The following is a 14301-nucleotide window of genomic DNA, read 5'->3' as shown; positions in this document are numbered from 1 at the left end:
CCGCGTCTTTTCCCGGTAAGATCGTTTGCCGGGGCTTCTCTAGAGAAGAACAGTAGACATACCCCGAAATCAGGCGTGGAACACGATGAGCTGGGCCATAAAACTATGGACGCGGCAACACTAGGAATCGATCGAATCCCCGGGCTACGGTGAGTGACGTGGACTCCGACAACCAGCGAGAAGACGGTCTCAACGCGTCTCCCATCTGGGTGAGCGACCGACCAGAAAGCGAGCAGACCGCCGCCGCCAAGCCTTCGGCGCCCACCTCCACGTACGCGCCGCTCCAGCGCGCGTCCGTGCGCGACCTGCTGCAACAACCCCGTTTCCGCCGCCTGCGCAACCGGCTGATCGTGGCGGTCGCCGCGGGTCTGGTGGTGGGGTTCCTCGTGCACGACTGGCGGGTGGGCGTGACCGCGGGCGTGATCGCGGCCGTTCTCGAGGCGGTCTGGCGGGCACGCTCCAACTCCTCCGTTCCGGCGTGGCGGCGGTCGTCCGTGGCTGAGCGGCGCACCGAGGCGCAACTGCGCAAGCTCGAACGCAGCGGCTATCGCACGCTGCACGCGCGGGCGATCCCGGGCAGCGAGGCTCAGATCGACCACCTCGTGGTGGGCCCGACGGGCGTCTACGCGGTCGACTCCGAGAAGTGGGACCGCCGGCTGCCCGTACGCGTGCAGATGGGCAAAAAGCTCTTTCACGGCCCGTTCGACATGAAACCCCGCCTCACCGAGGCCAAGTGGGAGGCGTCGCAGGCCAGCACGCTGATCAGCGAGTCGTTCGGCCGCGAGATCGCCGTGGTGCCGTCGCTGGCCATCTACGGCCCGCCCGTGCCCTGGAAGATCATGACCATTCGCGGCGTGGACGTCTACCAGGGCGACCGCGCGCGTAAGTGGATCACCAAGCGGGAGCGGGCGCTGACGACCACCGAGATCGACCGCATCTACGACATCGCCGCCCAGGCGCTGCCCGCTCGCTACGGCGAGGACTGACCGGGCTCGTCCGCTTCAGGTTCATCCGCTCCGGCCGCCAGTCTCGCGCCGAACTCGTCGAGACGGGCGGCCAGTTCCTTGCTCGGCGGCAGCGTGGCGGGCAGCCGTGAATACACCGCCGCGCCGAAACCGGCCTGGCGCACGATGTGGTCGAGCAGCGCCTCCCTGTCGCGCGGCCAGGGGAACGCCGGCTGGGCGATGAGCAGGGAGACGCAGCCGTGCACGGCCGACCAGAGGCCGAGCGCGAGCTTCTCCGGGTCGCCTTCGAACACCCGCGTCTCCACGCAGGCCGCGACGGCGGCCACCATGTGGCGGAAGGCCGTCTCGGCGGCCGGTGGCACGCCCGGCGCCGCTGACGGGCGCAGCATCAGCACCCGGTACTGCACGGGGTGGTCGAGGGCGAAACGGGCGTAGGCGCGGGCGCATTTGCCGAGCGCGAGGAACGGGTCGCCGCCGAGGTTGCCGGTGAACACGCGGCCCAGCTCGTCCCAGACCCGCATGCAGACGGCCTCGACGAGCGCGTCCTTGTCGGCGAAGTGCAGGTAGACCGAGGGTGTGGAGACGCCCGCGCGTTCGGCCACGGCGCGCAGGGTGAGCGCGTCCTCGGTGCCCGCCTCGGCCAGCAGATCCTCGGCCGCGCGCAGGATCTCCTCGCGCAGCAGGGCCCCTTCTCCGCGTCTGGCGCGTACCCGTCTGGTGCTCACGCATCTCACATTGACGTCGTCAAGTTAACGATGTCAATCTGAGGTTCTGCGGAAGGGGCGTACTCCATATGGGGATTTTTCAGGAAGCGACCGCTGTGACGGCGCACGGGGATGGCGCGTTCGGCGCCACCCTGGACGCGCAGTGGAGCGTGGGCAGCCGGCTGCACGGGGGCTATCTCCTGGCCATACTGGGCCGGGCCGCCTGCGAGAGCGCGGCCGGCGGCGGGCATCCGCACGTGACGGCCGTCAGCGGCACGTTCATCGAGCCGCCCGAGCCGGGCGCGGCCGTCGCACGGGTCGAGACGCTGCGCGTCGGCAGGACCGTGGCCCAGGTCAGGGCCGCTCTCGTGCAGGAAGACCGCATCCGGGTCGAGGCGCACATCACGCTGGGCCTGCTGGACGACGCGGACCCGTGGTGGTCGGCGCACGAGCCGGTTCAGCTCCCGCCCGAGCAGGACTGCTTCCGCATGACCGTCGACCCCCCTGGCGCGAGCTTCAGCGTGCCGCTGATGGGCGTGATCGAGGAGCGGCTGGACCCCGCGCACCTGGCCTTCGCCGCCGGCGCCCCCTCCGGGCGCGGGGTGATGGCGAGCTGGCAGCGGCTGGCCGACGGCTCCGACTGGGACCCGCTGAGCCTGCTGGTGGCGCTGGACCCGGTGCCGCCGGTCTCGTTCGACCTGGGGCTGTCGGGGTGGGTGCCGACGATCCAGCTGTCGGCCTATCTGCGCAGGCTGCCCGCCCCCGGGCCGGTCAGGGTGCGGCTGGCGGCCACGGACATCTCGGGTGAGAGGATGGACGAGGTGGCGCATGTCTGGGACGACAAGGGCCGCCTCGTGGCCCAGGCCACCCAGCTCGCCGCCGTCCGCCTGCCGGACCGGCGGTAGTCGCTCGGGCGTGCGCGGGGCCGGGGCACGATCCGGTAACGGCCGTCCGACACGTGGACAGTTGTCTCAGTTACCGGGCGGCGGCCGTAACATGTGAGGACTCGCTAGCGATGGGAGAAGCCCAATGCCCGCCCTCAGGTCACGCACAGTCACCCACGGCAGGAATATGGCCGGTGCCCGGGCCCTGCTCCGGGCGACCGGCGTAGCCGGGAGCGATTTCGGCAAGCCCATCATCGCGGTGGCCAACAGCTTCACCCAGTTCGTCCCGGGCCATGTGCATCTGCGCGAGGTCGGCGACGTGGTGTCCGCGGCGATCAGGGAAGCGGGGGCGATCCCCCGCGAGTTCAACACGATCGCGGTCGACGACGGCATCGCGATGGGCCACGGCGGCATGCTCTACTCGCTGCCGTCGCGCGAGCTCATCGCCGACGCGGTCGAGTACATGGTCGAGGCCCACTGCGCGGACGCGCTGATCTGCGTCTCCAACTGCGACAAGATCACCCCCGGCATGCTGCTCGCCGCGTTCCGGCTGAACATCCCGACGATCTTCGTCTCCGGCGGGCCCATGGAGGCCGGCAAGACGCCCGGCAAGAAGCTCGACCTGATCGACCCGATGATCGCCTCCGCCGACGACTCGGTCTCCGACGCCGACCTGCTGACCATGGAGGAGAACGCCTGCCCGACCTGCGGCTCGTGCTCCGGCATGTTCACAGCCAACTCGATGAACTGCCTGGTCGAGGCCATCGGCCTGGGGCTGCCCGGCAACGGCACGATCCTGGCCACGCACAAGGCGCGCAAGCAGCTGTTCGAGGACGCGGGCCGCCAGCTCGTCGAGATCACCCGCCGCTACTACGAGGACGGCGACGAGTCGGTGCTGCCGCGCTCGATCGCCACCCGCGAGGCGTTCGAGAACGCGATGACCCTCGACGTGGCCATGGGCGGCTCCACCAACACGATCCTGCACATCCTGGCCGCCGCCCGCGAGGCCCAGGTCGACTTCGGGCTCAAGGAGATCAACGAGATCTCGCTGCGGGTGCCGTGCCTGTGCAAGGTCGCCCCGGCCACGGACAAATACCACGTCGAGGACGTCCACCGCGCCGGCGGCATCCCCGCCATCCTGGGCGAGCTCGACCGGGCCGGGCTGCTGCACCGCGACGTGACCACGGTCAACGGCGGCACGCTCGCCGACCTGCTGACCACGTGGGACGTGCGCTCGCCTTCGGTGAAGCCCGAGGCCGTCGAGCTGTGGCACGCCGCGCCCGGCAACGTGCGCACGGTCAAGGCGTACTCCCAGGACAACCGCTGGGACGAGCTCGACCTCGACCGCGAGGCCGGGTGCATCCGCGACCGCGAGCACGCCTACACCGCCGACGGCGGCCTGGCCGTGCTCTACGGCAACATCTCGCGCGACGGTTCCGTGGTGAAGACGGCCGGGGTCGACGAGTCGATCTGGACGTTCAGCGGGCCGGCGGTGGTGTTCGAGTCGCAGGAGCAGGCGGTCGAAGGCATCCTCGGCGGGCGGGTCAAGGCCGGCGACGTGGTCGTCATCCGCTACGAGGGCCCCAAGGGCGGGCCCGGCATGCAGGAGATGCTCTACCCGACGTCCTTCCTGAAGGGCAGGGGCCTGGGCAAGGTGTGCGCGTTGATCACCGACGGGCGCTTCTCCGGCGGCACCTCCGGGCTGTCGATCGGTCACACCTCACCCGAGGCGGCCGAGGGCGGCTCCATCGCGCTGGTCGAAGACGGCGACATCATCGACATCGACATCCCCAACCGGCTGCTGGAGCTGCGCGTGCCCGAGGCCGAGCTGGCCGCCCGGCGCGAGAAGCTGCTGGCCGAGCTGGGCGGATACCGGCCGCGTGACCGCGACAGGAAGGTCAGCGTGGCGCTGCAGGCGTACGCGGCGATGACGACGTCGGCCTCGACGGGTGCCTCCCGCGACCTGTCCCAGCTCTCCCGGTGACGCGCGGCCCGCTCAGGTTGCTCGCGGCGCCGCGCGACCCGTCCGGGTCCTCGCGGCCGTGTGCGACCTGATCGGGTTTTCGTCGTGATTCGCGGCCTGTTCGGGGGCTCTCGCGGTGGTTCGTGATCTGTGCGGCAGGTGACAGGAATGTCGCCGTCTGCCGCACAGGTTTTCGAAAATTGTCGGTGGGCGCCCGTATTCTTTGGGTATGACGACAGTCGTGAAGCACGATACTCGCCCGCTGACGACCGCCGAGATCGCCGCACTCGCACTCTCCCTCGCCCACCTCGGCGCGGGGCCGCAGGCCGTCACCGCCCGGCGTGGCCTGCAACACGCGTTCGAGCACCTGGAGCTCGACGACGACGTCATCGCCACCACGCTCGCGACCCTCACCGAGCCGCTGCCCACCGACGTGGCCTCCCGGGCCAGGCTCATGGCCGACGCCATCACCAGCCGGCTCAACATCCGCCTGCACTACCGTGACGCCTCGGGCCACGTCACCGCCCGCGACGTCGAGCCGGTGACGTGCCTGGTCCACCGCGAATACTGGTATCTGGTCGGGGTGTGCAGGACGCGCCGGGCGATCAGGGCGTTCAGGTTCGACCGGATCATCGCCGTCGAGCCGACGCTCACCCCGTCCCGCCCGCACCTGGCCGACCGCTTCCTGCCCTTCCAGCGCCGCAAGCGGCGCGCGATCACGGCCGCCTGACCCGGTCCGGCCCCCTGGTCGCACCCGCCGACCAGGGGTTGGACGACGCGTCCGGGTTCGGGCCTCCTCCTGGCCGCACCCGCCGGTCGGGGATCGGATGACAGATCCCGTTTCGGGCGTCCCTCCGGCCGGGCGGACGTCCTTCGGGCTGCTCCCGCCGGTCGGGGTCGGGCGGCAGATCTGGGTGAAGTTTGACCCGGTGGTCTCCGGTCGTTGGGATGGCGGGTGGCAGGCTCCCGGGCATGCGCGTTCGGCAACTCTTGCTCTTCGCCGCCCTGCTCGTCACCTACGCCCGCTCTCCCGTGCCGCCGCACAGGCCGCCGGACACGGTGACGGGCACGACGGGCACCACGACGGGCACGGCATCGGACCTGGCGCCGGGTCCGGTGGCCGTGGCGCGGCGGGTGCCGGGGACGGATGCCGCAAGGGCGCTGCCGCCGGCCGAGCGGCGGGCGCTCGATCGGGCTCTGGGGCGCTACCTGCGCGAGCGTCCAGGGCGTGCGGCCCTGGCCGTCTACGACCGCACGACCGGCATCAGGTACGCCTTCCGCGAGCGGGTCCCGTTCCTGCTGGCCAGCGTGGCCAAGGTGGACATCCTGCTGGCGTTCCTGCTGGGCAAGGGCGGCGAGCCCCTGAGCGGTCACGAGCGGGAACTGGCCTCGCGGATGATCCGCCACAGTGACAACGACTGCGCCCGCGACCTCTACCTGACCATAGGCGGCCGGGAGGGGCTGGACCGGATGCTGCGTCAGGTCGGCGCCCGGCACACCCGTCCTGGCGCCGGAACGTCATGGGGGATCACCCACAGCCGGCCGTCGGACCAGGTCAGGGTCCTGGAGCAGCTAACGGACCCCGAAGGGCCGCTGACCGCCCGCAGCCGGCACTACGCCATGGAGCTCATGTCATCGGTGGAGCCCGCGCAGGCCTGGGGAGTCAGCGCCGCCGCCCCCGAGGGTGAGACGGCGCTCAAGAACGGCTGGCTGCCCGCCGACGCCCACGACGGGTTGTGGACGGTCAACAGCGTGGGACGGCTCCAGGTGCACGGGCACGAACTGCTGCTCGCCGTACTGTCAGAGCGCAGCCCCGACCTGGAGACCGGCGTCACCACCGTCGAAGGGCTGGCCCGGCTGACGGTGGACGCGCTGACGCGGCCGGGCGACGCGGCCGTCCTCGGCCGGTGGCCGATAGCGGCCGGCGCCCTGACCGCCGAGCCCGGGCTTCCCGGGGGACCGCCGGCGGGTCAGGAGGCGCAGCAACCGCCGCCGCAGCAGCCACCGCCGGCCTTCGGGGCCGCGGCGCCGCCGGTCATGGCGACCGTGGACAGCAGTTTGACCGTGTCGCCGTGGCCTTCCGGGCACGTCGCCGGATCGTCGGAGGCGGACATGGGGCGGGACACCTCGAACGTGGAGCCGCAGGCGCGGCAGCGGAAGTCGTAACGCGGCATGCGCCAAGCTTAGCCCGGTCAGCGATAGGTGAGGTGGGCGTAGTCGGCCACCGATTCGTAGCCGATCGCCTGGTAGATGGCGTTGCTAGTGGGGTTGTCCAGGTCGGTGAAGAGCACGACCTGCTCGCAGCGCTCCGCCAGGCCGGTCCGGCTGGCGAAGGCGGTGACGGCGGCCCCGTAGCCGCGCCGGCGGCGGGACGGCGGCGTGTAGACGGGTCCGATGCGGCAGACGCCGCCGGCCGCCGGGGAGAGGGCGGCGAGCGAGACGGGCCCCTCGTCGGACTCCCAGACGAACAGCTCGCGCCCGGCCAGCCGGCGCGCGACCCGTTCGACGACGTCGCCCTCGCCCATGGCGACTTCCTCCCCGAACGCCTGGTACCAGCTCACCAGCAGCGGGAAGTCGGCCGGCACCGCGGGCCTGCCCCGGCCGGGCACGTCAGGGACCGTGAGCGTGCCGAGCCGGTAGAGGCGTTCCGAGACCACCCGGTCGGGCGGTCCGAGCAGCCGGGTGACCTCGGCGGTCACGTCGAGCGGGCCCACGAGCGCGGGCAGGTCGCCGTGACGCGCCCGCACGAACGCGCCGACCGCCTCGACGGGCACCGCGAAGAGCCCGACGGGGTGCGGCGGCGTATGGAAGACCGCCCCGAGAACCTCACCGTCCACCGTCCACCAGCCGAACAGCAGGTCCTTCGCCGGCATGCCGGCCCGCAGGTTGGCCAGGATGGTCAGCGGCACGGTGTTGCGCACCGGGTCGCCGAGCAGGAACGGCTCGGCGACCGCGGCGTACTCCTCGACGTCTGAGGTGAAGGTCCACATGCCTGGCATGGTGTCAGGCGGTGGCACTCCGGCTCAATGCGGTTGTGTCAGGCCGCGGCCTCGAGGTAGGGCGCCCATTGCGGGTCACCGACGAGCGAGGCGCCGATGAGCCGCCAGTGGGCGCCCCGTGGCACCGCGGGGCTGACGCGCAGCGTCCACCCCAGCTCCTCAAGGTATTTGTCGGCCTTCCTGTGGTTGCAGGTGGTGCAGGAGGCGACGCAGTTTTCCCAGGTGTGGGTGCCGCCCCTGGACCGGGGGATCACGTGGTCGATGGTCTCGGCCCGCTGCCCGCAGTAGGCGCAGCGGTAGTCGTCGCGCCGCATGAGGGCGGCCCTGGTCAGCGGGATGCGGGACCGGTAGGGAATGCGGACATATCTTCGAAGTCTGATCACCGACGGCACGTCGAGCGTGCGGCTCGCGGAGCGCAGCACCGCGCCCCTGCCGTCACGGTGGACGACGTCGGCCTTCTCCCGCAGCACGAGCACCACGGCGCGGTGCAGCGAGAGGGTGGTCAGTGGCTCGTAGGTGGCATTGAGCAGCAGGACTTGGCGCATCATCGGGCCTCTTCCTGCTGCGCGCGTATCAAAGGGGACATGCCACGGCATGTCCCGACTGTCGGCCCCTCCTGGGGCACTAGTGCTTCCGTCACGTGGACCTCCGCCGGACGGTCCAGCGGATGGTCACCACGGCACCGTCCTGTCACCAAGTCTGGCGTTTGCACCGTGGTCCCCGCCACCCCAAAAACCTCCTGCCGGAATGACCAAAGGGACTCACGGTACGTTTTATGCCCGCTCGACCAGCGCTTTACGCATGCCCGTTGGCAGTAGGGTTCGAGACATGACCCGAGAGCCGTACCCGACCGCGCGCCGCGACGACGTGGTCGACATCCTGCACGAAACGCCTGTTCCCGACCCGTATCGGTGGTTGGAGGATCCGGACAGCCCGGAGACGAAGGGCTGGCTGCTCGGGCAGGCCGACCTGTTCGCGAAGGAGCGGGGGCCGCAGCGGTTCAAGAGCCGCATCGCCGAGCTGCTGCGGTCCGGCTCGGTCGGGGTGCCGGCCTGGCGGGGCGGGCGCCACTTCTTCTCGCGCCGCACCCCCGACCAGGAGCACGCGGTCTACTACGTGGCCGAGCCCGACGGGACCGAGCGGGCGCTCGTCGACCCGATGGCGATCGACCCCTCCGGGCTCACCACGCTCGACGCGGTGCAGCCCGACAAGGAGGGCAGGCTGCTGGCGTACCAGATCTCGGTGGGCGGTGACGAGGAGTCGGTGCTCTACGTCGTCGACGTCACCACCGGCGCGCGCGTCGAGGGCCCGATCGACCGGTGCCGCTACTCCCCCATCGCCTGGTTGCCGGGCGGTGCGGCGTTCTATTACGTGCGCAGGCTGCCGAGCACCGAGGTGCCGGAGAACGAGACGCAGTTCCACCGCCGCGTCTACCTGCACCGCGTCGGCACCTCCACCGAGGACGACGTGATGATCTTCGGCCAGGGCCTGAAGATGACCAACTACTACGGCGTGTCCGTCTCGCGCGACGGCCGCTGGCTGCAGGTGTCCGCCCACGAGGGCACCGCGCCGCGCAACGACCTGTGGGTGGCCGACCTGACCGAGTCGCCGATCGACCGGCCGGAGCTGCGGGTCGTGCAGGAGGGCGTGGACGCGCAGACGGGGCTCGTCTTCGGGCGCGACGGCAGGCTCTACGTCCACACCGACCGCGACGCGAGCAGGGGCCGGGTGTGCGTGAGCGACCCGGCGGCGCCGGAGTTCGACCACTGGCGCGACCTGATCCCCGAGGACCCCGAGGCGGTGCTGTCCGACTTCGCGATCCTCGACGACCTGGAGCGGCCGGTCATGCTGGTGGGCTGGACCCGCCACGCCATCAGCGAGATCAGCGTGCACGACCTGGCGACCGGCGAGCGCCTGGGCGAGGTGCCCACGCCGGGGCTCGGCACGATCGGCGGCATCTCCGAGCGGCCCGAGGGCGGCCACGAGGCGTGGTTCGGCTACACCGACAACACCACGCCGCCCACCATCCAGCGCTACGACGCCGGCACGGGCGAGACCACGCTGTGGGCGGCCTCCCCCGGCGCGGTCGAGGTGCCCGACGTCCGCACCGAGCAGGTGGTCTACCGCTCGAAGGACGGCACCGACGTCCGCATGCTGGTCATCTCCCCGAACGGCGCGGCCGAGGGCCCGCGGCCCACCATCCTGTACGGCTACGGCGGCTTCGGCCTGTCCATGTCCCCCGGCTACTCGGCCTCGATCCTGGCCTGGGTGGAGGCGGGCGGCGTCTACGCCATCGCCAACCTGCGCGGCGGCGGCGAGGAGGGCGAGGAGTGGCACCGCGCCGGCATGCTGGCCCATAAGCAGAACGTGTTCGACGACTTCCACGCGGCGGCCGAGCACCTCATCGCCACCGGCGTCACCACGCCCGAGCAGCTCGGCATCTCCGGCGGCTCCAACGGCGGCCTGCTGGTGGGCGCCGCGCTGACGCAGCGTCCTGAGCTGTACGCGGCCGTGGTCTGCTCCGCGCCGCTGCTCGACATGATCCGCTACGAGAAGTTCGGGCTCGGCGCCACCTGGAACGTCGAGTACGGCTCGGCCGAGGATCCCGAGCAGTTCGGCTGGCTGTGGGGCTACTCGCCCTACCACCACGTCCGCGAGTCGGTGGCCTACCCGGCGACGCTGTTCACCGTCTTCCAGTCCGACACGCGCGTGCATCCGCTGCACGCGTGGAAGACGTGCGCGGCGCTGCAGCACGCCTCGACCTCCGACCGGCCCGTGCTGCTGCGCAACGAGACGGAGGTCGGGCACGGGGCGCGCTCGGTGAGCAGGAGCGTCGATCTGTCCGCCGACACGCTGACCTTCCTGGCCCGGCACACGGGCCTGTAAGGTTCGCCGGCCGGTCGGTAGCCTGGCAGGCATGGAGTCACCGGGGCTCGCCATGATCGAGGCCGTGCCCAGTGCCGCGCTGCGACCATACGTGACCAGGCTGTGCGCCTATCGCGAACAGTACGCCGCGCCGGTGACCCGGTCGGAGATGGCGATGCCCGGAGCCGTGCTGATCCTCGCCTTCGGCAGCCCGATGGAGGCCGACGGGCAGCGCGTGACGGCGTTCGGCGGCGGGCTGGGCGACCGGTTCACCGTCACGCGCACGGCGGGCCCGACGGAGGGCGTGGAGGTCTTCCTGACGCCGTTCGGGGCCCGCCGCCTGTACGGGCTGCCGATGCGGCAGCTGCGTAACCAGGTGCTCCCCGCCCGCGACCTGCTCGGGCCGTGGGCGGAGCTGATGGTGGAGCGGCTGGCCGCGACGCCGTCGTGGCGCGCGCGGCTAGCGCTGGCCGGCCGGCTGCTGTGCGAGCGGATCGCGGAGGGCCCCGCTCTGGGGCCGGAGCTGCCGTGGGCGTGGGCGCGGCTGCTGGAGTCGGGCGGGCGTCTCGGGGTGTCGTCGCTGGCCGAGTCGCTGGGGTGGAGCCATCGCCATCTCGTGGCCCGCTTCCAGGACCAGATCGGGCTGCCGCCGAAAACGGCGGCCCGGGTGATCAGGTTCGGCCGGGCGGTGCGCCGGCTGCGTTCGGGGGCGGCTCCGGCCGAGGTGGCGGCCGACTGCGGCTTCTACGACCAGGCGCACATGAACCGCGAGTTCAGGGTGCTGGGCGACACGACGCCCGGTCAGATTTTTCCAAGACCCGCAGCCGGCGGCCGGGCATCGTGAGGCTCATGACACGAACCGTTTACGCACTCGCCCGCTACCAGGACTGCCAGGCCGCGATCGACTTCCTGACCGGCGCGTTCGGCTTCCGGGTGCGGGAGAGCTCGAAGGACGACGCCGGCGTCGTCAACCACGCCGAGCTGCTGGTCGGCGACGACATCATCATGATCGGACAGGGCCGGCCCGGCGGTCCCGGGATCTACGTGGCCGTCGAGGACGTGGACGCCCACCATGATCGGGCCAGGGCCGCGGGGGCCTCGATCACGATGGAGCTGGTCGAGCAGCCGTACGGGTCGCGCGAGTACGCGTGCGCCGACCCCGAGGGCAACCCCTGGTTCTTCGGCACCTATCGCCCCTGATCACAGCGCTCGGCCCGGAGCCAGGGCCGGAGCAAGGGACTGTGGGGCCGGAACGGGGAGCGGGCGGGCGGCCTCGGGGCGCAGGCCGTCGAAGATCATGCTCAGGTAGCGGCGCCACAGGCCGGGAGCCGTGTCGCTCACGGGGGCCGTGCCCTGCATGACGGCGTTGATCAGCAGCACGATGTCCGCCCCCGTCACGTCGTCGCGCACCTCGCCCGCCTGCCTGGCGCGGGCCGTCAGCGCCTCGGCGACCGCGACCAGCCGGTCACCGGCCGCCCGCACCACCGGCTCCCTGCGCATGGCGGCGGTGACCGCCTGGCACAGGGACCGGTCGGCGAGCTGCAGCTCGACGGCGGCGGCCATGAACTCCAGCAGCGCGTCCGCCGGAACGGGCCGCTGAAGCAGCGCCTCGCCCGTGGCCGAGAGGCCGTCGAGCTGATCGCTGAAGATCGCGAGCAGTAGCTGCTCCTTGGTGGCGAAGTGGCGGAAGACCGTACCCTTGCCGATCCCGGCGCGCGCCGCGATGCGCGCTATGGAGACCTCGGTGCCGTGTTCGGCCAGCTCGGCCGCCGCCGCGTCCAGCAGCAGCCGCCGGTTGCGTACGGCGTCGGCTCTCATCGCTCCCACGACAGGGACCCTACCGTAACCGGACCGCGCGGTCATACTATGCTGCCCGACAGCAACCTGACCACACGGTCCGTTTAGTGGAGGTCTCATGAAGGCATTGACGGCGACCCGGTACGGCGGGGCGGAAACCCTGCGCCTGGCGGACCTGCCCATCCCGGAACCCGGCCCTGGCCAGGTCCAGGTACGCATCGCGGCGGCCGGGCTCAACCCCGCCGACCTGCGGCTGGTGAGCGGCGTGTTCAAGGAGCGGGTGCCGCTGACCTTCCCGCATGTGCTCGGCAGCGACTTCGCCGGCACGGTGACGGCCATCGGCGCGGGCGTGGACCGGTTCGTCCCCGGCGACGAGATCTTCGGGCTCGGCCTCTCGCGGTCGGCGGGCGCCCTGGCGCGCCTGCTCTGCGATCCCCCGCCCTTCACGACGGGGACGATGGCCGAGTACGCCGTCTTCGAGGCCACCACCCCGGCGCTCGCCCCGCGCCCCTCCGGCCTGCCCGCCGAGCACGCCGCCACCCTGCCCATGGCCGCACTGACCGCGTTTCCGCTGCTGCGCGCCTGGGACTTCGCCCCCGGGACGAAGGTCCTGGTCGTCGGCGCCACCGGCGGGGTGGGCGGCGCCGTGGTGCCGCTACTGGCGGCGCGCGGCGTCCACGTGATCGCCACCGCGATCCCGGCGGACGAGACGTACGTGAAGGGCCTCGGCGCGGCGGAGACCATCGACCGTTCGGCCGACGTCGGCGCCGAGACCCTGCGCCGCCATCCCGGCGGCCTCGACGCGCTGGTCAACCTGGCTCTGCCGGGCGGAGACCTGCCGGCGCTGACCCCGGTCGTGCGGCCCGGCGGCGGCCTGTTCACCGTCGCGTTCCCGAGCCCCGCCCCTGGGACGGGGTTCGAGACCCTGTACGCGACGGCCAGGCCCGGCGACCTGGAGGAGGTGGCCGAACTGGCGATGCGGGGAGTGCTGGCCCCGACCGCCGGGCGCCGCTACCGGCTGGAGGACGCCGCGCGGGCCTACACCGGCTGGGAGCGGGAGCACGTGCGCGGCAAGCTGGTGGTGACCGTCCAGCAGACCTAGCGCGGGAAGATGATGGTCTTGTGCCCGTCGAGCAGCACCCGCTGCTCGGCGTGCCACCTGACCGCCCTGGCCAGCGCCACGCACTCCACGTCGCGCCCCATCGCCACCAGGTCCTCAGGGGAGTGGCTGTGGTTGACCCTGGCCACCTCCTGCTCGATGATCGGCCCTTCGTCCAGGTCGGCGGTCACGTAGTGGGCCGTCGCGCCGATGAGCTTGACCCCGCGGCTGTGGGCCTGGTGGTACGGCTTGGCGCCCTTGAACGACGGCAGGAACGAGTGGTGGATGTTGATCGCCCGGCCGGCCAGCTTCGCGCAGAGGTCCTCGGAGAGCACCTGCATGTAGCGGGCCAGCACCACGAGGTCGACCTGGTAGTGATCCACCAGCGCGAGGACCTCGGCCTCCTGCTTCGGCTTGGTCTCGGGGGTGACCGGCAGGTGGTGGTAGTCGATCCCGTTGGACTGGGTGAGCGGGCGCAGGTCGGGGTGGTTGGAGACGACGGCGACGATCTCGATGTCGAGCGCCTTCGACCGGACACGGTAGAGCAGGTCGTTCAGGCAGTGGTCGAACCTGCTCACCATGATCAGCACGCGCGGCTTCCTGGCCACGTCACGCAGCTTGAACTCCATGGCGAAGTCGGGCGCGAGGGCGGCGAAGGCCGCGTTGAGTTCGTCCTCGCCCAGCGGCGCCGCGAACTGCACCCGCATGAAGAAGCGCTGCCCGACCCGGTCGCCGAACTGCTGGCTCTCGATGATGTTGCATCCGTGCCCGGCGAGCAGGCCGGAGACGGCGGCGACCACACCGGGCCGGTCGGGGCAGGACAGCGTCAGGATGTATTCGGCGGGGCTGGTCATGGCTTTCACTCTCGCGGGCTCGGACGTGGCGGCGTCGTGCGACTGCCGGGCAGAGTACCGGTCTGCGGCCACGGTCGAGCGTACCGGGAGCGGGGGGTAAGCGAGTCCTCGTCCCCCCGTTGTCCATCATTGAGCAGATCTAGGGTACTTATTAGTCATAACGCGGTGTCG

General features: G+C 71.5%; 14 protein-coding genes. 8 read left to right on the top strand and 6 right to left on the bottom strand.

Going from position 1 to position 14301, the window contains the following annotated elements:
• Positions 1-158: 158 nt before the first annotated feature.
• Positions 159-986 (top strand): nuclease-related domain-containing protein, encoded by an 828-nt coding sequence (locus AB0C27_RS41005; RefSeq protein ID WP_357856282.1) that lies wholly within the window; start codon positions 159-161, stop codon positions 984-986.
• Here the strand turns inward: AB0C27_RS41005 and AB0C27_RS41000 are convergent.
• The gene (locus tag AB0C27_RS41000; RefSeq protein WP_357856279.1) at positions 971-1690 is read right to left on the bottom strand and encodes a TetR/AcrR family transcriptional regulator; all 720 of its coding nucleotides are present in this window, start codon (positions 1688-1690) and stop codon (positions 971-973) included. The two genes, AB0C27_RS41005 and AB0C27_RS41000, sit on opposite strands and share 16 nt — an antisense overlap.
• A 68-nt stretch (positions 1691-1758) precedes the next feature.
• On the opposite strand from AB0C27_RS41000, the gene AB0C27_RS40995 reads away from it, so the two are divergent.
• The 3 genes from AB0C27_RS40995 (at position 1759) to AB0C27_RS40985 (ending at position 5246) form a co-directional block, all read left to right on the top strand.
• Complete coding sequence (locus AB0C27_RS40995) at positions 1759-2574, top strand: thioesterase family protein (RefSeq protein ID WP_357856276.1); 816 nt, start codon at positions 1759-1761, stop codon at positions 2572-2574.
• Between the two features lie 124 nt (positions 2575-2698).
• On the top strand, positions 2699-4537 hold the full coding sequence (ilvD, locus tag AB0C27_RS40990; protein ID WP_357856273.1) for a dihydroxy-acid dehydratase: 1839 nt from the start codon (positions 2699-2701) through the stop codon (positions 4535-4537).
• Between the two features lie 208 nt (positions 4538-4745).
• Entirely contained in the window at positions 4746-5246 is a 501-nt protein-coding gene (locus AB0C27_RS40985) for a WYL domain-containing protein (protein WP_357856270.1), read from the top strand.
• A 1240-nt stretch (positions 5247-6486) separates the two neighbouring features.
• Here the strand turns inward: AB0C27_RS40985 and AB0C27_RS40980 are convergent.
• The 3 genes from AB0C27_RS40980 to AB0C27_RS40970 are packed head-to-tail and all read right to left on the bottom strand — an operon-like array spanning position 6487 to position 8060.
• Positions 6487-6690 (bottom strand): zinc ribbon domain-containing protein, encoded by a 204-nt coding sequence (locus AB0C27_RS40980; protein ID WP_357856267.1) that lies wholly within the window; start codon positions 6688-6690, stop codon positions 6487-6489.
• Positions 6691-6708: 18 nt separating this feature from the next.
• Positions 6709-7506 (bottom strand): GNAT family N-acetyltransferase, encoded by a 798-nt coding sequence (locus AB0C27_RS40975; protein WP_357856264.1) that lies wholly within the window; start codon positions 7504-7506, stop codon positions 6709-6711.
• A gap of 47 nt (positions 7507-7553) precedes the next feature.
• Complete coding sequence (locus tag AB0C27_RS40970; protein WP_139634404.1) at positions 7554-8060, bottom strand: HNH endonuclease; 507 nt, start codon at positions 8058-8060, stop codon at positions 7554-7556.
• 283 nt (positions 8061-8343) lie between these two features.
• On the opposite strand from AB0C27_RS40970, the gene AB0C27_RS40965 reads away from it, so the two are divergent.
• The 3 genes from AB0C27_RS40965 to AB0C27_RS40955 are packed head-to-tail and all read left to right on the top strand — an operon-like array spanning position 8344 to position 11580.
• Positions 8344-10401, top strand: coding sequence for a prolyl oligopeptidase family serine peptidase (locus AB0C27_RS40965; protein ID WP_357856262.1), 2058 nt, complete (start codon positions 8344-8346; stop codon positions 10399-10401).
• A gap of 31 nt (positions 10402-10432) precedes the next feature.
• Positions 10433-11224, top strand: a complete 792-nt coding sequence (locus AB0C27_RS40960; protein ID WP_357856259.1) for an AraC family transcriptional regulator — start codon at positions 10433-10435, stop codon at positions 11222-11224.
• A 5-nt stretch (positions 11225-11229) separates the two neighbouring features.
• Complete coding sequence (locus AB0C27_RS40955) at positions 11230-11580, top strand: VOC family protein (protein WP_357856257.1); 351 nt, start codon at positions 11230-11232, stop codon at positions 11578-11580.
• On the opposite strand, the gene AB0C27_RS40950 is transcribed toward AB0C27_RS40955, so the two are convergent.
• Complete coding sequence (locus tag AB0C27_RS40950; protein WP_357856384.1) at positions 11581-12198, bottom strand: helix-turn-helix domain-containing protein; 618 nt, start codon at positions 12196-12198, stop codon at positions 11581-11583.
• Positions 12199-12295: 97 nt separating this feature from the next.
• Between AB0C27_RS40950 and AB0C27_RS40945 the strand changes: the two genes are divergently transcribed.
• Entirely contained in the window at positions 12296-13279 is a 984-nt protein-coding gene (locus AB0C27_RS40945; protein WP_357856254.1) for an NADP-dependent oxidoreductase, read from the top strand.
• On the opposite strand, the gene purU is transcribed toward AB0C27_RS40945, so the two are convergent.
• Entirely contained in the window at positions 13276-14130 is an 855-nt protein-coding gene (gene purU / locus AB0C27_RS40940; RefSeq protein ID WP_357856251.1) for a formyltetrahydrofolate deformylase, read from the bottom strand. The two genes, AB0C27_RS40945 and purU, sit on opposite strands and share 4 nt — an antisense overlap.
• Positions 14131-14301: the final 171 nt, after the last annotated feature.

The sequence above is a fragment of the Nonomuraea sp. NPDC048882 genome, from assembly GCF_040649755.1.
GTDB lineage: Bacteria > Actinomycetota > Actinomycetes > Streptosporangiales > Streptosporangiaceae > Nonomuraea > Nonomuraea maheshkhaliensis.
This window is presented reverse-complemented; position numbering and strand designations above follow the sequence as displayed.